This window comes from Streptomyces prunicolor NBRC 13075, from assembly GCF_000367365.1.
Taxonomy (GTDB): Bacteria; Actinomycetota; Actinomycetes; order Streptomycetales; family Streptomycetaceae; genus Streptomyces; species Streptomyces prunicolor.
In genome coordinates this window covers 19,227-43,577 of sequence record NZ_BARF01000098.1, presented here as the reverse complement: position 1 = coordinate 43,577, position 24,351 = coordinate 19,227, and the positions used below count along the sequence as shown (strand labels likewise).

The 24,351-nt window shown below is 71.4% G+C and carries 24 protein-coding genes and 1 pseudogene; 17 read left to right on the top strand and 8 right to left on the bottom strand.

Annotated features, from left to right (window positions below; all coding sequences use genetic code 11):
* Positions 1 to 25: 25 nt before the first annotated feature.
* Complete coding sequence (locus SPR02S_RS41270; RefSeq protein WP_019062895.1) at positions 26 to 1,543, bottom strand: bifunctional phosphatase PAP2/diacylglycerol kinase family protein; 1,518 nt, start codon at positions 1,541 to 1,543, stop codon at positions 26 to 28.
* Between the two features lie 160 nt (positions 1,544 to 1,703).
* Between SPR02S_RS41270 and SPR02S_RS41265 the strand changes: the two genes are divergently transcribed.
* From SPR02S_RS41265 to SPR02S_RS41240, 7 genes and pseudogenes are all read left to right on the top strand, one after another.
* The gene (locus tag SPR02S_RS41265; protein WP_019062894.1) at positions 1,704 to 2,375 is read left to right on the top strand and encodes a histidine phosphatase family protein; all 672 of its coding nucleotides are present in this window, start codon (positions 1,704 to 1,706) and stop codon (positions 2,373 to 2,375) included.
* Positions 2,376 to 2,451: 76 nt separating this feature from the next.
* Positions 2,452 to 4,071: an ABC-F family ATP-binding cassette domain-containing protein gene (locus SPR02S_RS41260; protein WP_019062893.1), complete on the top strand. Its 1,620-nt coding sequence runs from the start codon at positions 2,452 to 2,454 to the stop codon at positions 4,069 to 4,071.
* A gap of 112 nt (positions 4,072 to 4,183) precedes the next feature.
* Complete coding sequence (locus SPR02S_RS41255) at positions 4,184 to 4,405, top strand: DUF6158 family protein (protein WP_019062892.1); 222 nt, start codon at positions 4,184 to 4,186, stop codon at positions 4,403 to 4,405.
* 95 nt (positions 4,406 to 4,500) lie between these two features.
* Positions 4,501 to 4,611 (top strand): annotated as a pseudogene (locus SPR02S_RS60985) (sigma factor-like helix-turn-helix DNA-binding protein); the annotation flags it as partial.
* A gap of 205 nt (positions 4,612 to 4,816) precedes the next feature.
* Positions 4,817 to 5,407 carry a hypothetical protein gene (locus SPR02S_RS41250; RefSeq protein ID WP_019062891.1) on the top strand — a complete coding sequence of 197 codons (591 nt, stop codon included), beginning with the start codon at positions 4,817 to 4,819 and terminating at the stop codon, positions 5,405 to 5,407.
* 53 nt (positions 5,408 to 5,460) lie between these two features.
* A complete protein-coding gene (locus tag SPR02S_RS41245) occupies positions 5,461 to 6,708 on the top strand; it encodes an aminotransferase class I/II-fold pyridoxal phosphate-dependent enzyme (RefSeq protein ID WP_019062890.1) in 1,248 nt (415 codons plus the stop codon).
* Positions 6,705 to 7,760 (top strand): MBL fold metallo-hydrolase, encoded by a 1,056-nt coding sequence (locus tag SPR02S_RS41240; RefSeq protein ID WP_019062889.1) that lies wholly within the window; start codon positions 6,705 to 6,707, stop codon positions 7,758 to 7,760. Before SPR02S_RS41245 ends, SPR02S_RS41240 begins: the two co-directional genes overlap by 4 nt.
* Positions 7,761 to 7,851: 91 nt before the next feature.
* On the opposite strand, the gene SPR02S_RS41235 is transcribed toward SPR02S_RS41240, so the two are convergent.
* A complete protein-coding gene (locus SPR02S_RS41235) occupies positions 7,852 to 8,472 on the bottom strand; it encodes a DedA family protein (RefSeq protein ID WP_019062888.1) in 621 nt (206 codons plus the stop codon).
* Positions 8,469 to 9,242: an MBL fold metallo-hydrolase gene (locus SPR02S_RS41230; protein WP_019062887.1), complete on the bottom strand. Its 774-nt coding sequence runs from the start codon at positions 9,240 to 9,242 to the stop codon at positions 8,469 to 8,471. The genes SPR02S_RS41235 and SPR02S_RS41230 overlap by 4 nt, the downstream gene beginning before the upstream one ends.
* 85 nt (positions 9,243 to 9,327) lie before the next feature.
* Between SPR02S_RS41230 and SPR02S_RS41225 the strand changes: the two genes are divergently transcribed.
* From SPR02S_RS41225 to dnaK, 6 genes are all read left to right on the top strand, one after another.
* Entirely contained in the window at positions 9,328 to 9,759 is a 432-nt protein-coding gene (locus tag SPR02S_RS41225) for a hypothetical protein (RefSeq protein ID WP_019062886.1), read from the top strand.
* Positions 9,760 to 9,886: 127 nt separating this feature from the next.
* Positions 9,887 to 11,962, top strand: a complete 2,076-nt coding sequence (locus SPR02S_RS41220) for a phage holin family protein (protein ID WP_019062885.1) — start codon at positions 9,887 to 9,889, stop codon at positions 11,960 to 11,962.
* Positions 11,963 to 12,041: 79 nt separating this feature from the next.
* Positions 12,042 to 13,103 (top strand): ATP-binding protein, encoded by a 1,062-nt coding sequence (locus tag SPR02S_RS41215; RefSeq protein WP_019062884.1) that lies wholly within the window; start codon positions 12,042 to 12,044, stop codon positions 13,101 to 13,103.
* Positions 13,100 to 14,917 (top strand): vWA domain-containing protein, encoded by a 1,818-nt coding sequence (locus SPR02S_RS41210; RefSeq protein WP_019062883.1) that lies wholly within the window; start codon positions 13,100 to 13,102, stop codon positions 14,915 to 14,917. Before SPR02S_RS41215 ends, SPR02S_RS41210 begins: the two co-directional genes overlap by 4 nt.
* Before the next feature lie 53 nt (positions 14,918 to 14,970).
* The gene (locus tag SPR02S_RS41205) at positions 14,971 to 15,396 is read left to right on the top strand and encodes an OsmC family peroxiredoxin (protein WP_019062882.1); all 426 of its coding nucleotides are present in this window, start codon (positions 14,971 to 14,973) and stop codon (positions 15,394 to 15,396) included.
* A gap of 116 nt (positions 15,397 to 15,512) precedes the next feature.
* Entirely contained in the window at positions 15,513 to 17,396 is a 1,884-nt protein-coding gene (dnaK, locus tag SPR02S_RS41200; protein WP_019062881.1) for a molecular chaperone DnaK, read from the top strand.
* 3 nt (positions 17,397 to 17,399) lie between these two features.
* On the opposite strand, the gene SPR02S_RS41195 is transcribed toward dnaK, so the two are convergent.
* The 3 genes from SPR02S_RS41195 to SPR02S_RS41185 all read right to left on the bottom strand — a co-directional run bounded on the left by SPR02S_RS41195 (position 17,400) and on the right by SPR02S_RS41185 (position 20,080).
* Positions 17,400 to 18,215: an SAM-dependent methyltransferase gene (locus tag SPR02S_RS41195; RefSeq protein ID WP_019062880.1), complete on the bottom strand. Its 816-nt coding sequence runs from the start codon at positions 18,213 to 18,215 to the stop codon at positions 17,400 to 17,402.
* 66 nt (positions 18,216 to 18,281) lie between these two features.
* Positions 18,282 to 19,145, bottom strand: a complete 864-nt coding sequence (locus SPR02S_RS41190; protein ID WP_026151329.1) for a Sco1979 family transcriptional regulator — start codon at positions 19,143 to 19,145, stop codon at positions 18,282 to 18,284.
* An 83-nt stretch (positions 19,146 to 19,228) separates the two neighbouring features.
* Positions 19,229 to 20,080, bottom strand: coding sequence for a helix-turn-helix domain-containing protein (locus tag SPR02S_RS41185; RefSeq protein WP_019062878.1), 852 nt, complete (start codon positions 20,078 to 20,080; stop codon positions 19,229 to 19,231).
* A 75-nt stretch (positions 20,081 to 20,155) separates the two neighbouring features.
* Here SPR02S_RS41185 and SPR02S_RS41180 point away from each other — a divergent pair, with 75 nt between their 5' ends.
* From SPR02S_RS41180 to SPR02S_RS41170, 3 genes are all read left to right on the top strand, one after another.
* A complete protein-coding gene (locus SPR02S_RS41180) occupies positions 20,156 to 21,199 on the top strand; it encodes an ADP-ribosylglycohydrolase family protein (protein ID WP_019062877.1) in 1,044 nt (347 codons plus the stop codon).
* An 86-nt stretch (positions 21,200 to 21,285) separates the two neighbouring features.
* On the top strand, positions 21,286 to 21,591 hold the full coding sequence (locus SPR02S_RS41175) for a 4a-hydroxytetrahydrobiopterin dehydratase (protein ID WP_019062876.1): 306 nt from the start codon (positions 21,286 to 21,288) through the stop codon (positions 21,589 to 21,591).
* A 65-nt stretch (positions 21,592 to 21,656) separates the two neighbouring features.
* Positions 21,657 to 22,406 carry a class I SAM-dependent methyltransferase gene (locus tag SPR02S_RS41170; RefSeq protein WP_019062875.1) on the top strand — a complete coding sequence of 250 codons (750 nt, stop codon included), beginning with the start codon at positions 21,657 to 21,659 and terminating at the stop codon, positions 22,404 to 22,406.
* On the opposite strand, the gene SPR02S_RS41165 is transcribed toward SPR02S_RS41170, so the two are convergent.
* Both SPR02S_RS41165 and SPR02S_RS41160 read right to left on the bottom strand, forming a co-directional pair.
* Positions 22,384 to 22,851: a hypothetical protein gene (locus SPR02S_RS41165; RefSeq protein WP_019062874.1), complete on the bottom strand. Its 468-nt coding sequence runs from the start codon at positions 22,849 to 22,851 to the stop codon at positions 22,384 to 22,386. The genes SPR02S_RS41170 and SPR02S_RS41165 overlap by 23 nt on opposite strands.
* Positions 22,848 to 23,327, bottom strand: coding sequence for a hypothetical protein (locus tag SPR02S_RS41160; RefSeq protein WP_019062873.1), 480 nt, complete (start codon positions 23,325 to 23,327; stop codon positions 22,848 to 22,850). The genes SPR02S_RS41165 and SPR02S_RS41160 overlap by 4 nt, the downstream gene beginning before the upstream one ends.
* 39 nt (positions 23,328 to 23,366) lie before the next feature.
* Here SPR02S_RS41160 and SPR02S_RS41155 point away from each other — a divergent pair, with 39 nt between their 5' ends.
* On the top strand, positions 23,367 to 24,329 hold the full coding sequence (locus SPR02S_RS41155; RefSeq protein WP_019062872.1) for a helix-turn-helix transcriptional regulator: 963 nt from the start codon (positions 23,367 to 23,369) through the stop codon (positions 24,327 to 24,329).
* The last annotated feature ends 22 nt before the right edge of the window (positions 24,330 to 24,351 follow it).

Genomic DNA, 24,351 nt, shown 5'->3' with positions numbered 1-24,351 from the left:
CATGTCGCATGATGAGACCTGCGTTTTACAATGTGGACTGATGGGTGATCAGGGTCTCTGTCGGCGGGCGGTACACGGTCAGTGCCTCGGGCTGCTCCTCCAACGTCAACTCGCCTGCCACATCCGTGACTTCGCCGTCGTAGGCGAGCAGCGTGCCCGGCGCCAGACCGCTCAGGCGCAGGCGGTGCACCTGGGCCGCCGCGTGGGCGGGGGAGCGGGTGAACGGGCCCGCGAGGGCCGCCGCGAGCAGACGCAGTGCGGGCCTCCTGCCGCCGTGCACGAGCCGGATGTCGAGACGCCCGTCCGCCAGGTCGACGCGGCGGCCGGAGGCGATCCCCATCCGGTGATAGGTGCCGTTGCCGGCGAACAGCAGCCACAACGGGCGGGTACGGCCGTCGAGTTCGGCCTCCAGCGGATGCCGGTCCGCGCGCAGCACCCACAGCGCCGCGAGGACGCCCGCCGGCCAGCCGCCGATCCGGGGCGCCCAGCGCTCCCGCTCGCGCACCAGCTCCGGATAGACGCCCAGGCTCAGGGCGTTGAGGAAGATGCCCCGGGTGGCACCGGACCTGAACCGGCCGACGTCCACGCGTACGGCGGCGCCCTGCTTGATCGCCCTGCTCAGATCGCGCGGGCCCTCCACGCCGAGGTCGTAGGCGAAGTGGTTGAGCGTGCCGCCCGGGAGGACCGCTAGGGGCAGGCCGTGACGCAGGGCGACCTCGGCCGCCGCGTTCACCGTGCCGTCGCCGCCGCACACCCCGAGCACCCGGGCGCGGGCCGCCGCCTTCTCCAACTCGGTCTGTATGTCCGCCGGTTGGCAAGCCACGACCTCCGCGCCGGGCAGGAAGTCCGTCAGCGCGTCCGCCCGGTCCGCGCTGCCCGACGCCGAGTTGACCACCATGACCAGGCCCTCGCCGGCCTCCAGCGCCGGGACCTCGGCGCGGGCACGGGCCGGCGGCACGATCTGCCCACGCGTCGGCACCATGCCCCGCACCGCGAACGCCGCGCACGCGCCGAGGGCGGCGCCCGCCAGCACGTCGCTCGGGAAGTGGACACCGGTGTAGACGCGGGAGGCGGCGACCGAGAACGCGATCGGCGCCACCACCGCGCCCCAGGCGGGGGACTCCAGGGCCACACCGGTCGCGAAGGCCGCCGCCGACGCCGCGTGCCCGGACGGGAACGAGGTGGTGATCGGCTGCCGCTTCAGCTGCCGGCCCAGCGGGACGGGGTCCAGGACGGGACGGGGGCGGCGCACGGTCCGCTTGCCGATCGTGTTGATGGCCAGCGAGGCCAGGGACAGGGAGGCGATGCCCCGGGCGGCGGCCCGGCGGGCCCGCGGAGTGCGGCTCGCGGCCACCGCGGCGGCCGTCGCGAACCACAGCACGCCGTGATTGGCGCTCCGGCTCAGCCGCGGCAGCACGGGCTCGCCGGCGGGCCAGTTCCGGTCGGCGGCCACCTCGAAGAGGCGCGAGTCGAGGGAGAGCAGCCACTCGCGCAGGGCGTGGCGGCCGGGGAGGGGGACCGTGAGGTCGACGTCAGGGCTCATGCTCTGCCGGGTACCCTGAAATGGCCGTTTGCTGCCCGGCGGACCGTCGGTGGACCGTTCCAACGTCATCCACCGTCGGCGGCCCGTTCCAGCGACATCCACCGTCGGCGGCCCGTTCCGCCCGGACCGTGGATGGACCGTTCCATCGGAGGACCCCCGCATGCGCCTGCTCCTCATACGCCACGGCCAGACGACGGCCAACGTGGCCTACCTCCTCGACACGGCCGTCCCCGGCGCGGAGCTGACCGACTTGGGCCGCCGCCAGGCCGTCGCCCTCCCGGAGGCCCTCGCCGACGAGGACATCGAGGCCCTCTACGCCTCCACCCTGATCCGCACCCAGCACACCGCGGCCCCGCTGGCCGCCGCCCGCGGCCTCGACGTACGCGTCCGCGACGGCATCCGCGAGCTGACCGCCGGTGACCTGGAGATGCTGCCCGGCGACACGGAGCCCGGCCACGAGTACATGCGGATCGTGTTCGCGTGGGCGGCCGGTGACACGGAGCTGCGGATGCCCGGCGGCGAGAGTGGCGCCGAGGCCCTCGCCCGCTACGACAGCGTGATCGCGGAGGCCGCGGACAGCGGCGCCCGCACCGTCGCCATGATCAGCCACGGCGCCGCGATCCGGATGTGGACGTCCGCCCGCGCCGACAACATCGACGTGGACTTCGCCGCCGCCCGCCCCCTCGACAACACCGGCATCGTGATCCTGGACGGCTCCCCGGCCGACGGCTGGAAGGCACTGTTCTGGGAGGGCGCCGTCGTGGAGACGGCCGCACCGGACACGGACGGCGGCCCGACCGGACAGCCGCTCGACGAGGACCAGAAGCCCTAGCGAAATCTCGGTGCGGTTTTGGCGGGCACAATAAGGGTTTGCCGGTCCGCGAGGCCGCCCCACAGAATGCGTGGTCATGGGACATCTGGAAGCCGCACACCTCGAGTACTACCTCCCCGACGGGAGGCCGCTGCTCGGCGATGTGTCCTTCCGGGTCGGCGAAGGCGCCGTGGTCGCCCTGGTCGGGCCCAACGGCGCCGGCAAGACGACCCTGCTGCGGCTGATCTCCGGCGAACTGAAACCGCACGGCGGCACGGTCACCGTGAGCGGCGGCCTGGGCGTGATGCGCCAGTTCGTGGGATCCGTACGCGACGAGACGACCGTACGGGATCTGCTGGTGTCGGTCGCACCGCCCCGCATCCGCGAGGTCGCCGCCGAGGTCGACAAGGCCGAGCACGGCATCATGACCGTCGACGACGAGGCGGCCCAACTCGCCTACGCGCAGGCCCTGTCGGACTGGGCCGAGGTGCACGGCTACGAGTTCGAGACCCTGTGGGACATGTGCACCATGGCCGCGCTCGGAGTGCCGTACGACAAGGCGCAGTTCCGGCAGGTCAGCACCCTCTCCGGTGGTGAGCAGAAGCGGCTCGTGCTGGAGGCGCTGCTGCGGGGCAGCGAAGAGGTGCTGCTCCTGGACGAGCCGGACAACTACCTTGACGTGCCCGGCAAGCGCTGGCTCGAGGAGCGGCTCAAGGAGACCCGCAAGACGGTCCTGTTCGTCTCCCACGACCGTGAACTCCTCGCCCGCGCCGCCGAGAAGATCGTCTCCGTGGAACCCTCGCCCACCGGCGCCGACGCCTGGGTGCACGGCGCCGGCTTCGCCACCTACCACGAGGCCCGACGTGAACGCTTCGCCCGCTTCGAGGAGTTGCGCCGCCGCTGGGACGAGAAGCACGCCCAGCTGAAGAAGCTCGTCCTGAACCTCCGTCAGGCCGCCTCCATCAGCCACGAGTTGGCGTCCCGTTACGCCGCGGCCCAGACGCGCCTGCGCAAGTTCGAGGAGGCCGGACCGCCCCCTGAGCCGCCCCGCGAGCAGGACATCACCATGCGCATCAAGGGCGGCCGCACGGGCGTAAGGGCCGTCACCTGCAAGGGACTTGAACTGACGGGGCTGATGAAGCCCTTCGACCTGGAGGTCTTCTACGGCGAACGCGTCGCCGTCCTCGGCTCCAACGGCTCGGGCAAGTCGCACTTCCTGCGGCTCCTCGCCGGCGAGGAAGTGAAGCACACGGGGGAGTGGAAGCTCGGGGCACGTGTTGTGCCCGGGCACTTCGCTCAGACCCACGCCCACCCCGAACTCCAGGGGCGCACCCTCCTCGACATCCTGTGGAAGGAACACGCGCAGGCCCAGGGCCCCGCCATGTCCCGACTGCGGCGCTACGAGCTCACCGGCCAGGCCGAGCAGAGCTTCGACCGGCTCTCCGGTGGGCAGCAGGCGCGTTTTCAGATCCTGCTGCTGGAACTCCAGGGTGTGACGGCTCTTCTGCTCGACGAGCCGACCGACAACCTCGACCTGGAGTCCGCCGAGGCTCTGCAGGAGGGACTGGAAGCGTTCGACGGCACGGTTCTGTCCGTCACGCACGACCGGTGGTTCGCCCGGTCCTTCGACCGGTATCTGGTCTTCGGCAGCGACGGCAAAGTGCGTGAGACGACCGAGCCGGTGTGGGACGAGCGGCGGGTGGAGCGGGCGCGGTAGCCCTTCCGCGCGGGGCGCGGCGGTCACCTTGGTACAGAGGCCGCGGGGCCGGAATGCCGGAATGTTCGTAGAGTGGACTCAGGACCCTGAGACTCGACGAGCGGGGCACACCATGACCGGAGTCGACCCTGCGCGCCTGGACGATGCTCAGCTCATGAAGGAGCTGGAGACCATCCACCGCACGCGCCACGACACCCTGCTGTACGGCTCGAACGACGCGCTGCGCGCGCACAACGACCGGATGGCCGGGCTGGAGGGCGAGTACCTGCGCCGCCACCCGCGTCGCCTCGTGGCCCCCGGCCGGACCCGGCAGGGGGCACGCGAGCGGGACTGAACGGTGGGTGTCCGTGCCTTGAGATGGTGTGCGTTTGTTCGTCGACCGGTACGACCCCGAGCGCGGGAACGCGTTCGAGAGTCATGGAGCTTGCGACGCAGAGTCGGATTGCTGAGCGGTTCGGGATTTCGCAGATGCATGTGTCTCGGTTGATCAGTCGGTGTTGTCGGCGGATTCGGGAACAGGTTCTGCAGGAAGTTGCCTAGCTGCGGGCCGGCGGGGGCTGATCGCGCCCACGCGGCGGAGCCGCAAATCGACACAGCCCCGCGCCCCTGAAGGGGCGCCCCGGCCGGCCTGGATTTCACCCGCTCGGCCCCTCACGTCCCGCTAATGGGGCTTGGCCGCGCGCGGCTCCGCCCGGACCGGGCTTCGATGGTGGTGCCGTCGTCCTCGGTCTAAGGAGACCCGCTCATGCGTCGCACCGCCCTTGCTCTGTCCGTCGTCGCCCTTGTCGGCGTCGCCGGGCCCGCTGTGGCCGCTGATCCGGGTGCCGAGGTCAGTCCGAGCACCGTGCGGGCGGGTGGGAACGTCACCGTTTCCGTCACCTGCGGGGCGATCGGGGGGACCGTGGCCGAGACCATCGACGCCACGTCCCAGGGGTTCGACGACGGGACCGTTCAGCTGCAACGCGTGCCCGGCAACGACGACCGGGCTGCCGGGGCCGCCTATCGGGGGACCGCGCGGATCTCCGACGGCGAAGGGGGCGGGCGGGACTCCGCGTGGACCGTCGACGGGACCTGTCCCGCGCCGCCCGGCGGACAGGGCAGGCCCTGGAGCGCGACCTTCAGCATCGAGCGCGGGGGCGGCGGGCAGCCTCCGTGTCAGGAGCCCCGGGGGGATGCCTGTGGTGGTGTGCCTGCCGCGATTCAGCGGGGGGTGCAGGCGGGGGAGGGCGGTACCTTCACCGACTCCGTTCCGGCTCTGGTCGCCGGTGGTGTACTGATCGCGGGTGCCCTCGGCGGTGCCGTGTACCGGCTGCGCAGGCGGACGCCGGGACACTGAGCGGGCGAGCGGGACACGGCACGGCACTGCACGAGGGACTGCGCGGAGGCACCATGCGGCAGGCGGACGCGGTAGGGCAGGGGCCTGTGCGGTACGGGCCGGTGTTTCCCGACGACGGACTGCCCGTACTGCCGGAACTGGCCGCCGTCCTAGCCGCCGCCGCGTCCCGGACCGAGGAACAGCCCGTCGGCGGCGCCCCCGTACTCCTCGACGCCGCGAGCGGTTACTTCGACCGCCGGGGGCTGCCCGCCGACCCCGCCCGCGTGGCCGCCGCCCCGGGTGCCCCCGCGCTGCTGGTCGCGCTGACCGCCGCGCTCGGCGGTGACGTACTCGTCCCCAGACCCTGCGCCGCCTGGTGGGCGCCGTACGCGCGCCTGTTGGGCCGATCCGTGTTCCATGTGGGCACCCCGGCCGAGTGCGGTGGGGTGCCCGATCCGTACGCCCTGCTGGAGACCGTGCGCCGGGTCCGGGACGAGGGCGGTGACCCGCGGCTGCTCGTCCTTTCGGTGGCCGACGACCCGACCGCGACCGTGGCGCCGCCCGAGGTCATGCACGAGACCGTCGAGGCCGCCGCGGGCGAGGGGCTGCACCTGGTCAGCGACGAGACCTGGCGCGACACCCTGCACACACCCCGGGGCACCATGCTGCTCAGCCCCGCCGAGATGCTGCCCGACAAGGTCACTGTCGTCACCGACCTGGCCGGCGCGCTCCTCCCGTCCGGCTGGCCGGCCGCCGTCGCCCGCTTCCCCGAAGGTCGTGCCGGACAGGCCCTACGCGCGCGCGTGCTCGACGTTCTCACCGCACTCGGCGCCCGCGTCGCCGCACCGGTCGCCGCCGCGGCCGGCCACGCCCTCGGCGAACCCCCGCCCGTCCTCGCCCGCCGCGACACCGCCGTACGCCTCCACGCGCGCGTGGCCGCCGCCGCGCACGCCGCCGTCACCGGGGCGGGCGCCTTCTCCCGGCCGCCGCAGGCGGGACGTCATCTGTACGTCGATCTCGGGCCGTTGCGCCACGCGCTCACACCGCAGGGAGTGGGCGACGCGCAGGACCTGGAGGAGTTCCTCACCGCCCGGCTCGGCATGCCCGCGCCGGGCGGCCACCGGTTCGGCGACGACCTGGGCGCGCTGCGGGTCCGGCTGTCCACCGGGGCGCTGCTGGGCCGAACCGATGCGGAACGCGCGGAATGTCTCACGTCACCCTTGCCGTTGGAACTGCCACACGTGCAACGCGCGTTGATGTCCTTGAGGTCGATCTTCGACGATCTCCGCGACGACGCTCAGCGATGGGAGCCTCCTCGATGACGCAGCAGTCCGAGTCGACCACCGACACCAGTACGGCCATGCGGGAAGCGGCCGTCCTGACGTCCCCGTTCACCCCCTCGTCCCCGCCGCTCGCCGAACCCCGCCCCCTCGGCGAGCGACGCGTGTGGCCCCGCGCCTTCCACGACCGGCTCACCGCCCCGCTCCCCGGCCTCAACGCCTACGCCCGCTTCGCCCGCGAGGGTTCCGTGCGACCCCGGCCCGAGGGCCTCGCCGACATCCCCCAACTCCCGTTCGCGCCCGAGCCGTTGCCCCAGGTGGACGCCCTGACCGTCGCCGTCACCTGGGCGGGCCACGCCAGTTGGGTGGTGCGGATCGGCGGCCTGACCATCCTCACCGACCCGGTCTGGTCCCGCCGCATCCTCGGCACCCCGGCCCGGATCACCCCCGTAGGCGTCGCCTGGGAAGCACTCCCACCCATCGACGCCGTAGTCATCAGCCACAACCACTACGACCACCTCGACGCCCCCACCCTGCGCCGACTCCCGCGCCACACCCCGGTGTTCGCACCGGCAGGCCTCGGCACCTGGTTCAGACGCCGCAGATTCACCCACGTCACCGAGCTGGACTGGTGGGAAGCGGCCCAACTGGACGGCGTCCGCCTCGACTTCGTACCGGCCCACCACTGGTCCAAGCGCAGCCTCACCGACACCTGCCACTCCCTGTGGGGCGGCTGGGTGATGACAGCACCGGACGGCCAACGCGTCTACTTCGCAGGCGACACGGGCTACGGCCACTGGTTCTCCCGAATCGGCCACCGCTACCCGGGAATCGACCTGGCGCTCCTGCCCATCGGCGCGTACGACCCGCGTTGGTGGCTCAGCGACGTCCACTGCGACCCGGAGGAGGCGGTCCAGGCCGTACAGGACCTGGGCGCGAGACGGATGGCCCCCATGCACTGGGGCACGTTCGTCCTGTCGGCGGAACCGGTCCTGGAACCCTTGACGCGGGTCAGGGCGGCTTGGGAGAAGGCCGAGCTGGCGCGCGAGAACCTGTGGGATCTACCGGTGGGAGCTTCAAGAGTGCTGGACTAGATGCCCTAAGAGAGGCGCGGGGCTGTGTCGATTTGCGGCTCCGCCGCGGGGCGCGCCCAGCCACAACGGACCCGCACCCCGCAACGAAACATCAACGGGCAGCCCGAACCCGCTTCCAAACAGTCGGCGCCACACTGATCACCACGGTCAACACAACTGCCGCCACCACGCCCTCCCAAGGCTCGGGAAACAGCGACCCACCGAGAATGCCGATCAGCTGGTACGTCACCGCCCACGCCAGACAAGCAGGCGCATTACCCCGGGCAAACCGGCGGATCGGCCACTCGGCCATCAGGCAGGCCAACATCACCGGGATCCGACCCGCCGGCACCAACCGGGACAGCACCAACACGGCGACCCCATGGTCGGCCAACTTCGCCTGCGCCTGCGCAAGCCGCTCCTCCGGCGCCCGCGCCCGAATCGCCTCCAACCACCGCGACCCGTTCTTCGACCCCATCCCCCGCCGCCCCAGCCAGTACAACGCGACGTCCCCGAGAAACGCGGCCAGCGAAGCGGTCACGAACACCAGCGCCATCGCGAACGGCGCCGTCTGATGAAAGGCGACCACGGCCGCCGAACTGACCAGCGCCCCCGTCGGAATCACCGGCACCAGCGCCCCGAACAGCACCAGCAGGAACAACGTCGGGTAACCGATGGCCTGTTGAGCGGATTCGGGCGACGTCGTGGCCGTAGCGGCCGCGATCCAGCTCACCGGGCGACCTCCGGCCGCACGCTCTCCCCGTGCCCGAGCCGGTGCACCGCGACGGAGGGCGCGAGTTGGGCGGCGATCCGCACGAACTCGTCGCCCGGCGTGTGGAATTCGTGCGGGCGCACCGCGTCCATCCCGATCGGCCAGTACGTGCCGTAGTGCACCGGCACCGCACTGCGCGGCGAGAGTCGCGCGAGGGCCTGGGCCGCGCGGCCCGCGTCCAGATGCCCCTCGCCGAGATACGGCCCCCAGCCGCCCACCGGCAGCAGCGCCACGTCGACCGGCCCGACCTCCTTGGCCATGTCGTCGAAGAGCCCGGTGTCCCCGGCGAAGTAGGTGCGCGCCTCGCCCTCGACGACGTAGCCCAGCGCGGGGGAGCGGTGCGGTCCGACCGGCAGTCGGCGTCCGTCGTGCCGTGCGGGGACGGCCCGTACGACCAGGTCACCGACCATCGTCTGGTCGCCGGGGGACACCTCGTCGATCCGTAGCTGCCGGAGCCGGCGCAGTCCGGGCACCGCGCGGAGTGCGCCCCGGGGCACGAGCAGGCGCGTGCCCGGGGCCAGGGCGCCGAGCGAGGGCAGGTGCAGGTGGTCGGCGTGGAGGTGGGAGACGAGCGCCAGGTCCGCGCGATGGGCCTCGGGCGGCGGCACCGCGCCCCGACGGCGTCGTAGATGTGCGAGGCGGCGCGCGAACAGGGGGTCGGTGAGGACGCGCGTGTCCGAGTCCTCGATCGTGCAGGTGGCGTGACCCCACCAGGTGATCTCCACCGGCACCTTCTTTGCCTCCTTCGCGCGACTCCCCCGAAGCCTACGGGCAGGAGTAGGGTCGGCGGCGAAACCCGGAGGTGAGGGGGACGCCATGGGACAGGTACGCGGTGCCTCGGGTATGCGCTCGCGGCTGCGGGTCACGGCGATCGCCAGCCTGACGCCGCTGGAGGAGCTGGACGACGACCCCTTCCTGGTCGACTCCCGCAGCCAGCACGCGATGTGCGCCCGCTGGGCCACCGACCACGGCTATGTGATCGCCCGCGAGCTTCTGGTGCGCGGGCTGCGCCCCGACCACAGCGCCCTGTGGGACGGCGTCCGCCCCGGCCTCGACCTGTTCGTCGCCCCCAGTCGCCGGGTCCTGGAGAGCGCGCTGTCGTCCGTCGACGAGTTCACCGACGAGTGCGCGCGACGCGGGGTGCGGATCGAGACGGTCGGCCGCGCGGAACCCTGCTACGACGCCCAGATGAAGGCCAGCGTGCACCGACGGCTGTCCATGCCGACGGCCGGCTACGACGGCCGCTAGTTCCGGGGCCCCGCTTCTCGCTTGGTTCCAGGGACCCGCTCATCGCTCCAGGGTCCCCGCGTCCCGTATGACAGGCTGGGGACAGGCCTGCCAGGTCGTCGGGCCAGGGACGTGAGGTGTACGGGGCGTGGGTGGAGCGCGTTGGCGGCGGCTCGCCAGTCAGGTCGGGCGCAGTGTCGCGGTGTGGGCGATCTCCACGGTCACCATGCTGGTGCTCGCCGGGATCCTGCCGGACTTCAAGCTCCAGTCGGCGGACGGCGACAGCGCGACCCGGATCGGTGTCACGGCCGCGTTCGGCGCCGGCGCCTTCGGTCTGCTGTCGGCCCTCGTCTGGCCGTTGCTGGTACGGCTGTTGCTGCTGGTGCCCGCGCTCGTCCTCGGCCTTCTCGTGTTCGTGCTCAACGGGTCGCTGCTGCTGATCGCCCTGCGGATCAATCCCGACGGCGGGTTGCGCGGCCAGGTCGCCCCCGAGACCGCCGTCGTCGTGGCCGCCGTGATGTCCGCCGTCGCCTCCGCCACCGGCGGTGCCCTCGCCGTGCGCGACGACGACGCCTACCGCCGTCGCCTCTACCGCCTCGCCGACCGTCGCCGCAGAGCCATGCCGCCGGGCCCGTCCAGCCCCGGCACCGTCTTCCTCCAGCTGGACGGCGTCGGCCACGACGTGCTGCTCGCAGCCGTGGCCAAGGGGCTGATGCCGACCGTCGCGAAGCTCCTCGGCGGCGATCGCCCCACCCACCGCCTCACCCCCTGGCGCACCGACTGGTCCAGCCAGACCGGCGCCAGCCAGCTCGGCATCCTGCACGGCTCCAACCACGACATTCCCGCGTTCCGCTGGTACGAGAAGGACACCGGCGAGGTGATGGTCTGCAACCGTCCGACCAGCGCCGCCGAACTCCAGCGCCGCGCCGTCGAGTTCACCGGCGACGGCGGTCTCCTCACGCTCGACGGCGCCAGCCGCGGCAACCTGTTCAGTGGCGGCGCCGACGAACAGGCCCTGGTCCTGTCCATCGCCATTCGCCGCCGGGGCCGCGAGAACCGTTCCCGCGCGGGCTACTTCGCCTATTTCTCCGACCCGGCCAACGCCGTCCGCACCGCGATGTCCTTCGTCGCCGAGGTCGGCCGCGAGATCGGTCAGTCGACCCGCTCCCGCCTCACCAAGCAGCGCCCCCGGATCAAACGCGGCGGCCTCTACCCCCTCGTCCGCGCCTTCGCGACCGTCGTGGAGAGGGATGTCGTCGTCGCCGCCGTCATGGGCGACATGCTCGCGGGCCGCACCGCCGTCTACGCCGACCTCGTGGCCTACGACGAGGTCGCCCACCACTCCGGCCCGCGCAGCCGCGACGCCGCCAAGGTGCTCCAACGCTTGGACCGTTCCATCGCGCTGATCGAGAACGTCGCCGAGCACGCCCCGCGCCCGTACCGCATCGTCGTCCTCTCCGACCACGGCCAGAGCCCCGGCGAGACCTTCCAGGGCCGCTACGGCCTCACCCTCGGCGACCTGGTGCGCGCGGGCTGCGGGCTGCCTGTGCCGCGCCGGGCCCGGCGCACCCACAGCGGTGCCGAGGCCCGCGCCGCCGTCCGCGCCGCGCTGCGCCGGCCGGTCGAGGAGAAGGACGGGCAGCACCGCCACCCCGGCCGCCACTCGGAGCCGGTGGTGCTGGCCTCCGGCAACCTCGGCCTGGTCTCCTTCCCGGACGTGCCGCACCGCATGACCAAGGAGGAGATCGACGCCCGGCATCCGGCGCTGCTGACGACCCTCGCCAACCACCCCGGCGTCGGCTTCGTCCTCGTCCGCAGCGAGGAGCACGGAGGGGTCGTGCTGGGGGCGCACGGTGCGGAACTCCCGGTGGCCGAACTCGACGACAAACAGGGCCCGTTGGCGGACTTCGGCCCCGGTGTCGCGGACGCCGTCCGGCGCACCCACTCCTTCCCGCACACCGCCGACATCATGGTCAACTCCTGGTACGACCCGGCCGAGGGCGAAGTCCTCGCGTTCGAGGAGCAGATCGGCTCGCACGGCGGCCTCGGCGGTGCCCAGGGCAAGCCGTTCCTGCTGTCGCCGCACGCCTTCTCCGCACCGGTCGACGACGGTGAGGACCTCGTCGGCGCCGAGCACGTCCACCAGGTTCTGCGCCGCTGGCTGCGCGAGTGCAACGGACCCCAAGTGCCGCTGACGGACGAGCAGTCGGAGCGGGCCGCCTGAAAATCGGCTGCGCCGGGTCGGCCGTAAGCACACACTGGTGGAGTCTCCCCACCTCGAACCTCCTTCAGGAGCTGCTGCTTTGCAGGCTGCCGTCACTGTTACGCCCGCCCGTATCCCCGAACTGCTGCTCGGCCTCGCGACCGTCCGGCCCGTGTTCATCTGGGGTGCGCCCGGCATCGGAAAGTCGTCCCTGGTAAGGGAGTTCGCGGAGTCGTTGGGTCTGGAGTGCGTGAGTCTGCTCGGTACGCAGCTCGCGCCCGAGGACCTGATCGGGGTGCCGCAGATCCGCGACGGGCGGTCGGTGTTCTGTCCGCCGGAGGCGATCGCGCGGGACGAGCCGTACTGCCTGTTCCTCGACGAACTCAACGCGGCCACACCGGATGTGCAGAAGGCGTTCTACTCGCTGATCCTGGACCGCCGTATCGGGAATTACGAACTGCCCAAGGGTTCCATCGTGATCGGCGCCGGGAACCGGGCGACCGACAACGCGCTGGCCCGGCCGATCGCGTCCGCGCTGATCAACCGGCTCACCCATGTCCACCTGGAGGCGTCGCCGAAGGACTGGCTCAACTGGGCCGCCGCCAACGGGATTCACCCGTGGATCCTGGACCACCTCACCGACCGGCCCGACCACCTGTGGTCCAAGCCGCCGAAGACCGAGGAGGCCTTCTCCACGCCCCGTTCCTGGCACATGCTCTCCGACGCGCTGGGCTCCTTCGGGCCCGACCTCGACGAGGACACCCTGAAGGTGATCGCGCACGGCACGCTGACGCCCGCGCACGCGGTCGCGTTCTGCGGTTACGTCAAGATCGTGCGCAGCCGGTTCGGCATCGAGGCGATCATCAAGGGCGACGCCCGCTGGCCGCACCGCCCCGAGGACCGCGACCTGCTGTACTACCTCGCCGAGTCCTTCCGGGGTCGGCTGGTCAAGGAACTCCCGGTCAGCAAGGAGCACTTGTCGGCGAACGGGCTGCAGACCGCGTACCGCGCCAAGTCGCTGCTCGTGCAGCTCGCCGAGATCTCCGTGGAGGTCGCGCAGAGCGTCATCGCCCCGGACACCGACGGCAATCCGCTGCTGCCCGCCTGGTTCCTGGTCGAGGCGGCCCGGGACATGCCCCGGCTGGTCGAGGCCCGCCAGTGAGCCGCACGCAAGGGAGCAAAGGGAGCAAGGGGAAGCCGAAGAAGAAGGACCTCGCAGCCGAGGCCTTCGAGGAGGGGCTGCGCCTCGTGCGGGCCAACCGCGCGCTCGCCGCCATCGGCTTCAGCACCTGCCGCCGGGACGACTGCCACCACACGCCCAACTCCGGTCTGGTACGCGTCGATTCCAACGGTGTGCTGCACGTCCACCCCACCCGCCGCGCCGAACCCGCCGAGTGGGCCTGGGCCATCGCGCACTGCATCATCCACCTGGGCTTCGGCCATGTCCCGGCCGCGTCGAAGCTCCGCGACCAGCCCGACGGGCCCGCGCTCGCGGCGAATTGCGCCGTCGTCAACCGCTTCCTGCTCGGCTTCCCCATCGGCGTCACCCCCGAGGACCTGCCCGCCTCCTATCCCGGCGGCGACGAGGACCAACTCGCCGCCCGCTGGCGCCGCGACGGCGTCCCGCCCCTCTACGACCGCTGCGGTACGGCGGGCGGCGAACCGGACCAGCTGCTCGTGCCGTGGGACACCTGGCAGGGCGGCAAGGCCCCCGACTGGCAGCTGAACTTCGCCAACGCCCTCACTCGCACGGTGGCCATGGCGATGGACGTGGCGGGCGGTCGGCGTGCCTCGATGCGCGGTGGACCCACCCGACTCCAGCCCTGGGAACGGGCGTTGAGCTGGTTCGTCTCCTCCTACCCGCTCCTCGGCGGCATCGCGGCCGGCATCACCCTCGTCGCCGACGCCGAACTCGCCCGCGCGCACGGCATCTCCGTCGCCGCCGTCGACACCGAGGCGGCCGAGATCTACGTCAACCCGCTGCGCCAACTCGACGACGAGGAATGGCGGTTCGCCCTCGCCCACGAGATGCTGCACGCCGCCCTGCGCCACAGCGACCGCTGCGGGGTCCGCGACCCGTTCCTCTTCAACATCGCCGCCGACTACGTCATCAACGGCTGGCTGTGCGAGATGGACGTCGGCCGGATGCCCGAAGGCCTGCTGTACGACCCGGAGTTGAAGGACCTCTCCGCCGAGGAGGTCTACGACCGGATCGCCGGCGACCTGCGCCGGATGCGCCGCCTGGCCACCCTGCGCGGCAAGGGCGTCGGCGACATCCTCGGCGGCCCGCTCGGCAGCCCGCGCGACTACGTCGACCTCGACGAGTTCTACCGGCGCGGCCTCGCCCACGGCCTCGACCTGCACCAGCAGTACGAACGCGGCTTCCTGCCCGGCGGGTTGGTCGAGGAGATCCGCGCGCTCAGCCACCCGCCGCTGCCGTGGGACGCCCAACTCGCCCGCTGGTTCGACGAGTTCGTACCACGCCCCGAGCCCGTCCGGTCGTACGCCCGCCCCTCGCGCCGCCAGTCCTCCACGCCCGACATCCCGCGCGCGGGCCACTATTTCCCGCCCGAGGAGATCGCCCGCTGCACCTTCGGCGTCGTCCTCGACACCTCCGGCTCCATGGACCGGGGCCTCCTCGGCAAGGCGCTGGGCGCGATCGCGTCGTACGCCGAGGCCCGTGACGTACCGGCCGCCCGGGTCGTGTTCTGCGACGCGGCCCCGCACGACGCGGGCTATGTGTCGGTCACCGACATCGCGGGCCGGGTCCGGGTGCACGGGCGCGGCGGTACGGTCCTGCAGCCCGGGATCGACCTGCTGCACCGCGCGGACGACTTCCCGCGGGGCGCGCCGATCCTGATCATCACGGACGGCTGGTGCGACGTCCTGCGGGTACGGCGCGAACACGCCTATCTGATACCGCAGAATGCTCGCCTGCCGTTCACCGCCCGTGGGCCGGTCTTCCGGGTGCGCTGAAGCGGAATGTGATCGGATGGGTTCGAACGACATCCGCGTCGAAAGGAAACATCGTGGCAACCACGCGCACCGCACACACCGTCTGGGAAGGCGAACTCATCAAGGGCAGCGGCGAGGTCACCTTCGACTCGTCAGGCATCGGTGTGCAGCCGGTGACGTGGGCCTCGCGCGCCGAGGACGCCAACGGCAAGACCAGCCCCGAGGAACTGATCGCCGCCGCCCACTCCAGCTGCTTCTCCATGGCGCTCTCCCACGGCCTGACCGGCGCGGGCACCCCGCCCACCCGCCTGGAGACCAAGGCCGACGTCACCTTCCAGCCCGGCGAGGGCATCACCGGGATCCACCTCACCGTCCGCGGCGAGGTCCCCGGCCTGGACGCGGCCGGTTTCGCCGCCGCCGCCGAGGACGCCAAGAAGAACTGCCCGGTCAGTCAGGCCCTCGCGGGTACGACGATCACGCTGACGGTGGAATCCGCCTGACCCCCGCTTCCCCTCCCGTCTCGATGCCGCGCCCGGAAAAACGGGTGCGGCATTGACATTCCCGCACTCAAGTTCTCAGCTGGAGATCGGGCAGCGCCTGGCGGAAGGGGACGGCGATGGGACGTGCGGTCGGGATCGATCTGGGGACCACGAACTCGGTGGTCGCGGTGCTGGAGGGCGGCGAGGCCACGGTGGTGGCCAACGCCGAGGGGGCGAGGACCACACCCTCGGTCGTGGCCTTCGCCAAGAACGGCGAGGTGCTCGTCGGCGAGGTCGCCAAACGGCAGGCCGTGACGAACATCGAGCGCACCGCGCGCTCGGTGAAACGGCATATGGGCGACACGAGTTGGCGCTTCCCGGACACGGGCGCCATCGACGGAACGCGGTACCGCGCCCAGGAGTTGTCCGCGCGCGTGCTGCAGAAACTGAAGCGGGACGCGGAGGCCTATCTCGGCGAGGATGTCACCGACGCCGTGATCACCGTCCCCGCCTACTTCGACGACTCCCAGCGCCAGGCCACCAAGGAGGCCGGCGAGATCGCGGGCCTCAAGGTGCTGCGGATCATCAACGAACCGACCGCCGCCGCGCTCGCCTACGGCCTGGACCGGGGCGAGGAGCAGACCGTGCTGGTCTTCGACCTCGGCGGCGGCACCTTCGACGTGTCGTTGTTGGAGATCGGCGACGGCGTCATCGAGGTGAAGGCGACCAACGGCGACACCCATCTCGGCGGCGACGACTGGGACCAACGGGTCGTCGACTTCCTGGTCAAGAAGTTCCAGGGGCAGTACGGCATCGACCTCGGCAAGGACAAGATGGCGCTCCAACGCCTGCGCGAGGGCGCCGAGAAGGCGAAGATCGAGCTGTCCTCGTCCTCCGAGACGACGATCAACCTGCCCTACATCACGGCCTCCGCCGACGGCCCGCTGCACCTCGACGAGAAGCTGACCCGCGCCGGGTTCCAGGAACTCACCGCCGACCTCCTCGACCGCTGCAAGAACCCCTTCCACCAGGCGGTCAAGGACGCGGGCATCAAGCTCTCCGCGGTCGACCACGTCATCCTCGTCGGCGGCTCGACCCGGATGCCCGCCGTCACCGACCTCGTCAAGGAACTCACCGGCAAGGACCCGCACAAGGGCGTCAACCCCGACGAGGTCGTGGCCCTCGGCGCCGCCCTCCAGGCCGGGGTCATCCGCGGCGACGTGAAGGACGTCCTGCTCCTCGACGTCACCCCGCTGTCCCTGGGCATCGAGACCAAGGGCGGCATCATGACGAAGCTCATCGAACGCAACACGACCATCCCGACCCGGCGTTCGGAGATCTTCACCACCGCCACCGACAACCAGCCCTCGGTCGGCATCCAGGTCTACCAGGGCGAGCGTGAAATCGCCGCGTACAACAAGAAGTTGGGCGTCTTCGACCTCACAGGCCTGCCGCCCGCGCCGCGCGGGGTCCCGCAGATCGAGGTCGCCTTCGACATCGACGCGAACGGGATCATGCATGTCTCGGCGAAGGACCTGGCGACCGGCCGCGAGCAGAAGATGACCGTCACCGGCGGCTCGGCCCTGGCCAAGGACGACATCGACCGGATGATGCGGGAGGCCGAGCAGTACGCGGACGAGGACCGCAAGCGCCGCGAGGCCGCCGAGACCCGCAACCAGGCAGAGCAACTCGTCTACCAGACCGAGAAGTTCATCCACGAGAACGAGGAGCGCGTCCCGGCCGACATCAGGACCGAGGTCGAAACGGCGGCCACGGAACTGAAGTCCCTCCTGGAACACAACGCCGACACCGCCGAGTTGCGCACCGGCGTGGAGAAACTCGCCACCGTCAGCCAGCGGATGGGCCAGGCGATGTACGCGCAGGCGGCCCAGCAGTCACCCACGGAACAGGCGGAGCACACCGAGGAGCCTGACGCCGCGCGGCAGCACGAGGAGGAGGAAGGTGTCGTCGACGCGGAGATCGTCGACGACGAACGCGACACGAAGGGCGGCGCCGCGTAGGTATCAGGCCTTGCGGGCGACCCCGCCGTACAGGGGCACGATGCCCTCCGCCTGGGCCGCCACGTCCACCGGGTCGGGCCGCCAGCCGTAGACCGAGATGACGCCCGGGCCGAGCAGCTCCAGACCGTCGAAGAACCGGGAGAACTCGGCCAGGGAGCGCGGATAGAACGGGGTGCCGCTGCGGCGGAAGTGCTCGGCCGCCTTCGCGATGGCCTCCGGGTTGAGGTCGGGGGTGACCTGCGACATCACCAGGTAGCTGCCCGGGGCGAGCACATCGACGTACCGCTTGATCAGGCCGTACACGTCGTCGCCGTCGGTGGCGTCGCCCAGGTAGTGGGTGAGCGCGACCAGTGACAGCGCGACCGGCTGGGTGAAGTCCAGGGTCTCGCCGGCCAGCCGCAGGATCGTGTCCGGGTCGCGGACGTCGGCGTGGACGTACTCGGTGCTGCCCTCGGCCGAGCCGTGCAGCAGTGCCTCCGCGTGCCGCAGCACGATCGGGTCGTTGTCCGCGTACACGACCTTGGCGTCCGGGGCGACACCCTGCGCCACCTGGTGCAGGTTCGGCTCGGTGGGGATGCCGGTGCCGATGTCCAGGAACTGGCGTATCCCGGCCTCGGCGGTGGTCCGTGTCGCCCGGTGCATGAACCGGCGGTTGGCCCGCGCGCCGCGCAGCGCGGTGGCGTCGACGGCGAGGATCCGGCGGGCCAGTTCCTCGTCCACCGGGTAGTTGTCCTTGCCGCCGAGCCACCAGTCGTACACCCGCGCCGGGTGCGGCCGGCTGGTGTCGATACGGGTGGACGCGGCTTCGGATCCGGTCATGCGGTGTCGTCTCCTCGGGAGTTCCGAACTACGGGAGTCCAGGTCTTCTTGGTGCCGGGACCGTGCTCAGAAGGTCTCGCGGTAGTCCCGCAGGATCTTCTTGGTGCGCTGTGCGGACGCGGCGTGCGCCGTCATGTGGTCGAGGACCTCCAGATGCGCGGAGACCTCCGTACGGGAGTCCAGATACAGGGCGCCGGTCAGATACTCGGTGAACACCATGTCGGGCAGCTCCGGCTCGGTGAAACGGAACAGCGAGAAGGGCGCGTACGTCCCCGGGTGCGGGCCGTTCTCGAACTCGGCGACCTGGAGCGTGACCCGGTCGCGCTCGCCGAACTCCAGGAGTTTGTCCAGCTGTTCGCGCATCACCTCGCCGTGGATGCTCACCGGACGCCGCAGCACGGTCTCGTCCATGATCACCCACAGGTGCGGCGGATTGTCCCGTTCCAACAGCCCCTGCCGCGCCATCCGCAGCGACACATGCCGCTCGATGGTCTCCGGACCGGTCTGCCCGATCGTCCCGGCGTCCATCACGGCACGCGCGTAGGCCTCGGTCTGCAACAGGCCCGGCACGAAGTGCGGTTCGTAGGAGCGGATCAGCCCGGCGGCACCCTCCAGGCTCACGTACAGGCTGAACCACTCCGGCAGCACATCGTGGAACCGCTGCCACCAACCCGGCTGGTTCGCCTCCTCGGTGAGCGCGACGAACGCGGCCGTCTCCTCCTCCGGCACCCCGTACGTCGTCAACAGCACCTGGACGTACGGCACTTTCAGCGCGACCTCGGCCATCTCCATCCGCCGTACGGTCGCCGGGGCCACCCGCAGGACCTGCGCGGCCTCCTCGCGCTTGATGCCGGCCGCCTCACGCAACTCCTGCAGCCTTCTGCCCAGCACCACTTGGCCCACTGTGGGCGCGGGCCGTCGTTCACTCACGCCACGCCTCCCCACGCGCCGAAGTCTGGGGGCAGTGTGCCATGTTCCGGCCACCGTCTCAGCGGTTCGGAGGTGATCATTCGTCAGTCTCCCAGCGCGTGCAGGTACTTGGCGGTCGCCGGGTCGGCCGGGAGGAACGTCTCGATCGCCAGCTCCGAGACCGTCACGTACATCGGGGTGTTGAACGTGGAGATCGAGGAGACGAAGGACAGCACCCGGCCGTCGTGCTCGATCCGCATCGGGAGCGCGAAGTACGGGACGGCCGGGGAGGGTTCGTCTAGGGAGTCTCCGTCGTCTCCGCCGTCGGCCGTCTCGGGCGCCGGATACGCGGCAACCTCCTCGTACAGCGCCCGCAGCGGCTCGGAGCGGTGCAGGGCGATCTGCCGTTCCATCTGCGCGAGGAGGTGTCCGCGCCACTCACCCAGATTGCGGATGCGCGGTGCCATCCCCTGCGGGTGGAGCGTCAACCGCATGGCGTTGAGCGGGGGTTGGAGGAGGGACTCCGGCACGCCGTCCAGGAGCATGGTGATGCCCCGGTTCGCCGCGACCACGTCGTAGCCGGCGTCGACCACCAGCGCCGGATACGGCTCGTAGCCCTGGATCAGCCGCTCCAGACCCTCGCGCAACGCGTCCAACGCCGGGTCGTCCAGCGGGGTTTCCGGATAGTGCGGGGCGTAACCGGCCGCCAGGAGAAGGGAGTTGCGCTCGCGTACCGGAACATCCAGGTGCTCGGCGAGCCGTAGGACCATCTCCTCGCTCGGCCGGGACCGTCCCGTCTCGACGAAGCTGATGTGCCGCGCCGAGGAGTCGGCCCGCAACGCCAGCTCCAGCTGACTGACCCGCCGCCGCTCCCGCCAGGCCCGCAACAAGGGGCCGACGCCCTTGCCTGCCGGGGCGGCGGCAGCGATGTCAGTGCCGGTGGGGACAATGGTCATACGCACGACCGTAGTCGAAGGAGAGCGCACGTGAACGAGTCGAGGAGCCCGTCTGGGCAGGCCGCCGGGAACTCCATGGGGGCCACGGCGATGTACCGGGCCAGAGTCCGCGGCTGCCTCCTCGGCGGCGCGGTCGGCGACGCCCTCGGGTACGCGATCGAGTTCACCTCCCTCGACCGCATCCGCGCGACCCACGGACGGCACGGGGTGACGGGATACGTGCCCGGCGCCCACGGCACCCTGGGCCTGATCAGCGACGACACCCAGATGACCCTGTTCACCGTCGAGGCGCTCATCACGGCCCACGCGCGGGAACGGGAGAAGGGCATCGGCGGCGCCTGGTCCGTCCTGCTGCGCGAGGCGTACGAGCGCTGGCTGGAGACCCAGTCCAAGTCCGCACCGGGCGACAGCGCCACGTCCGGCCTGGTCGCCGAGCCCTGGCTGTACTCCCGCCGCGCCCCGGGCAACGCCTGCCTGTCCGGGGTCGCCCAGAGCTACGCGCCCGACCCGTGGCTCCCTCTCGACGGCAAGCCCGGCCGCGTCAACCCCGACTCCAAGGGCTGCGGCACGGTGATGCGCTCGGCCCCCTTCGGCCTGGTCAACACGGCCGACGGTGCCTTCGAGATGGCCGCCCGCGGCGCCCAGATCACCCACGGCCACCCCACCGGCTACTACGCGGCGGGCGCCCTCGCCGCGATCGTCGCGCACCTGGTCGCCGGGGACTCCCTGGAGGGTTCGGTCCTGCGCGCGCTACGACTCCTGGAGCGCCACCCCGCTCACGAGGAGACCTCGGCCGCCCTCCGCGCAGCCCTCGACCTGGCCGCCGAGGGCTCGCCCACCGCGGAGAAGGTCGAGTCGCTCGGCGCGGGCTGGGTCGCGGAGGAGGCCCTCGCGATCGGCGTCTACAGCGCGCTCGCGGCGAGGGACGTGAAAGCCGCGCTGCTGCTGGCCGTGAACCACTCCGGCGACAGCGACTCCACCGGCTCCATCTGCGGCAACCTCCTGGGCGCCCGCTACGGCGACCACGGCCTGCCGCACAGCTGGGTCCAGCAGGTCGAGGGCCGTGCCGCGATCGCCGCCCTCGCCGACGATCTCGCGGCCGAGTGCGTACAGGGCTGACCGCCGGGCACCCTTCTGACCAGGTGCGCAGCCACCCTCCTGTGGCACGCTGAAGAGGAACCCGACCCCGAGGAAGGAGCGCGGCCATGCCCGTCGCACCGCTGTCGCAAAAAGAGATCGAGGACCGCCTCGCGGAACTGCCGGGCTGGTCCGTCGACGCCGACCGGCTCACCCGCGTCTATCGCCTCGCCTCCCACTTCGCGGCCACCGCGATGGTCGTCCACATCGCCCAGGTCCAGGAGGAACTCGACCACCACTCCGACCTGACCCTCGGCTACAACACCGTCACCCTCACCGTGAACACCCACAGCGTGGGCGGCGCGATCACCGAGCTGGACTTCCAACTGGCCCGCAGGGTCGAGGACTTGGTCCCGGGCCACGGCGCGGGCTGACCGGAGCCGAAAGAGGAGAGACGGGGAGCGGCGGGCAGCGACGGGGAGAGGCAGGGCAGAAGCGCGTGCTCGACTACGACAAGGAAGCCGACGCGTACGACGCGACGCGTGGCGGTGAGCCCCGCGCCGCAGCGGCCGCCGAGGCGGTACTGGGCTTCGTCCCGCGGAACGCCCCAAGCCTCCTGGACGTGGCCTGCGGCACCGGCATCGTCACCCGCCGCCTGGCCGCGGCCCGCCCCGGCCTCCGGGTGACGGGCCTCGACGCCGCACCGGCCATGATCCGCAGAGCGGCGGCGAGGGTACCGGGCTCCGTACTCCTCGCGGACAGCCGTCAACTCCCTTTCCCCGATGGGGTGTTCGATGCCGTGACCACCGTATGGCTGCTGCATCTGGTGGACGGCCCACAGGACGCCAGGGCGATCATCGCGGAGTGCGCGCGGGTCCTACGCCCGGGCGGCGTGTACATCACCACGGTGGACAAGGCCCTCGCCCACGACGTCGGCAGCGACATCGACACCGTCCTCGCACCCCGCCCACGCCGCCCCGCCCAGGACGACGCCGACCAAGTCCGGGCGTACGCCGCCGAGTTCGGCCTCCACCCGGCCGGTGCGGCCCGCTTCCTGGGCCACGGTCAGGGCCGTAGCCCCCGCAGTACGGCCGCGGACCTGCGACGTGGCTGGTTCACCCAGCTGCCGCCCGGCGAACCGCTGACCGAGGGGTTCGTCGCCGAGCTCGAGTCGCTCCCGGACCAGGAACGGCCGCGCGCGGACCCCGAGTTCACGATCCTGGCCTTCAGGAAGCCTTCGGCCGGGTGAAGTCCATCGTCCAGTTGGTCACCCAGCTCGCCCCGTCGTCCACCGAGAACGCCTGCTCCCAGCGCGCGCCGCTCGCGGAGACCCCCGACCACACGAACCGCACCCGCACCTCCTTCCCGTCGTGCGTGTCGTCGCCGTAGAACTCGCCCCGGCCGTCCTCGAACCGCCCGGTCACCGGCGGGAACAGCTTCCCGGTACCGCTCGACGACCAGTTCAGGGACCACTGTTCGGCCTCCCGGTCGAAGAGCCGCAGGGTCAGCCCCTTCGATCCCAGGTACGGCATGTCGATCTCGTCGACGTTGGCGGCCCCGTCGAAGAACGGCAGACAGCGGCTCGCGCCCGCGAACTCCTCCCAGCCGCTGGCGGGTTGGAGGAAATCGGTGAGTCGACGGTTCGCGACCTCCCACTCGCCGTGGAAGAAGTCGAAGTCGTGCGGGCTGCTCATGTGCGGTCTCCAGTGGTTCCGGCGGGCAGGGCGTCGGCCAAGTAGGCGTCGAGGTCCGGGACTTCGGGCATGAGCAAGTGCCGTACCCAGGCGTCCCGTTCGTGCAGGATCGGCGGCAGCTCCCAGACGCAGCCGATCCACGGCAGGTCGGGAGTGACGAAGTGGGCCGGGTCGAGGTCGGGGCAACCCAGCACCGGCTGCCCCGCCGACGCGCCTCGGAAGTGCAGGACGTTGTCCCACACCCAGCTGTACGCGTTCAGATAGGCGCCGTCGTCACCGCCTCGATGCAGCACGACGAACGTCGCCGGGGGAGTGCCGTCCGGCTCGGGCAGCAGCTCCGGCAGGATCGCGTACGCCGCCTTCTCCACCTCGGGTGCGATCCCCGCGGGGTCGGCGGTGACGTGGTAGCGCTTGATGTGCCGCCCGGCCACCTCGATCGGCGGTGGCACGGTCAGCAGTTTCTCCGTGAAGGGCATGACAGGACGCTAGGACGACTTCACTGACATCCTGTGTCAGTGAAGTCCAGCCGACTTGTCTCGATCCTCCTGCTGCTCCAGACCCGGGGCCGGATGACCGCCGCTCAGCTCGCCGAGGCCCTGGAGGTCTCGGTCCGCACGGTCTACCGGGACGTCGAGGCACTGAGCGCGGCGGGCGTCCCGCTGTACGGCGACGCGGGCCACGCCGGCGGCTACCGCCTCCTCGACGGCTACCGCACCCGCCTGACCGGCCTCACCACGGACGAGGCCGAAGCCCTGTTCCTCGCCGGAGCGCCGGGACCGGCCGCCGAACTGGGCCTCGGCCCGGTCCTGGCCGCCGCCCAGCTGAAGGTACGCGCGGCCCTGCCGGCCGAACTGCGCGAGCACGCCGACCGGATCAGCGGCCGGTTCCACCTGGACGCGCCGGGCTGGTATGCGGAGGCCGACGAGACACCGTTCCTGCATACAGTCGCCGACGCCGTATGGCACAACCGTGTGCTGTATGCCATGTACCGCCGCTGGCGCGAGCCCACCGACGTGGAGCGCCGCCTGGAGCCGTACGGCCTCGTGCTGAAGGCGGGCCGCTGGTACGTCGTCGCCGGCCCCGGACCGCGTACCTTCCGTGTCGACCAGATCCTCGAACTCACCCCCTCCGCCTCCGGCGAAGAGTTCACCCGCCCGGAGGGCTTCGACCTGGCCGCCTACTGGACGGCCCACCAACAGGACTTCCACGACCGCCTGTACCGCAGCGAGGCGGTGGTCCGGCTGGCGCCGGGGGTGACACTCGCCCGTGCGGTTCCGGTGAACGGGCAGACGGAGCGGGACGGTTGGACCCTGATGGCGGTCCCGATCGAGTCCGTCGAGCTCGCGCACGGCGAATTCCTGCGGCTGGGCACGAACATCGAGGTCCTCTCGCCGCCCGAACTGCGTGACCGCATCGCTCACACGGTGGCCGAACTGGCCAAGAGATACGGCAACTTGCTCACGGGCAGCGGCAACTGAGGGTACGCAACCCGTCCGTCCT

Coding starts and splice junctions, on each gene's coding strand:
- SPR02S_RS41245 (WP_019062890.1), top strand. CDS start 5,461: ATGCGGCAGGCGGACGCGGTAGGGCAGGGGCCTGTGCGGTACGGGCCG.
- dnaK (WP_019062881.1), top strand. CDS start 15,513: ATGGGACGTGCGGTCGGGATCGATCTGGGGACCACGAACTCGGTGGTC.
- SPR02S_RS41250 (WP_019062891.1), top strand. CDS start 4,817: ATGCGTCGCACCGCCCTTGCTCTGTCCGTCGTCGCCCTTGTCGGCGTC.
- SPR02S_RS41270 (WP_019062895.1), bottom strand. CDS start 1,543: ATGAGCCCTGACGTCGACCTCACGGTCCCCCTCCCCGGCCGCCACGCC.
- SPR02S_RS41260 (WP_019062893.1), top strand. CDS start 2,452: ATGGGACATCTGGAAGCCGCACACCTCGAGTACTACCTCCCCGACGGG.
- SPR02S_RS41165 (WP_019062874.1), bottom strand. CDS start 22,851: ATGAGCAGCCCGCACGACTTCGACTTCTTCCACGGCGAGTGGGAGGTC.
- SPR02S_RS41265 (WP_019062894.1), top strand. CDS start 1,704: ATGCGCCTGCTCCTCATACGCCACGGCCAGACGACGGCCAACGTGGCC.
- SPR02S_RS41195 (WP_019062880.1), bottom strand. CDS start 18,215: ATGACCGGATCCGAAGCCGCGTCCACCCGTATCGACACCAGCCGGCCG.
- SPR02S_RS41185 (WP_019062878.1), bottom strand. CDS start 20,080: ATGACCATTGTCCCCACCGGCACTGACATCGCTGCCGCCGCCCCGGCA.
- SPR02S_RS41175 (WP_019062876.1), top strand. CDS start 21,286: ATGCCCGTCGCACCGCTGTCGCAAAAAGAGATCGAGGACCGCCTCGCG.
- SPR02S_RS41240 (WP_019062889.1), top strand. CDS start 6,705: ATGACGCAGCAGTCCGAGTCGACCACCGACACCAGTACGGCCATGCGG.
- SPR02S_RS41225 (WP_019062886.1), top strand. CDS start 9,328: ATGGGACAGGTACGCGGTGCCTCGGGTATGCGCTCGCGGCTGCGGGTC.
- SPR02S_RS41255 (WP_019062892.1), top strand. CDS start 4,184: ATGACCGGAGTCGACCCTGCGCGCCTGGACGATGCTCAGCTCATGAAG.
- SPR02S_RS41160 (WP_019062873.1), bottom strand. CDS start 23,327: ATGCCCTTCACGGAGAAACTGCTGACCGTGCCACCGCCGATCGAGGTG.
- SPR02S_RS41180 (WP_019062877.1), top strand. CDS start 20,156: ATGGGGGCCACGGCGATGTACCGGGCCAGAGTCCGCGGCTGCCTCCTC.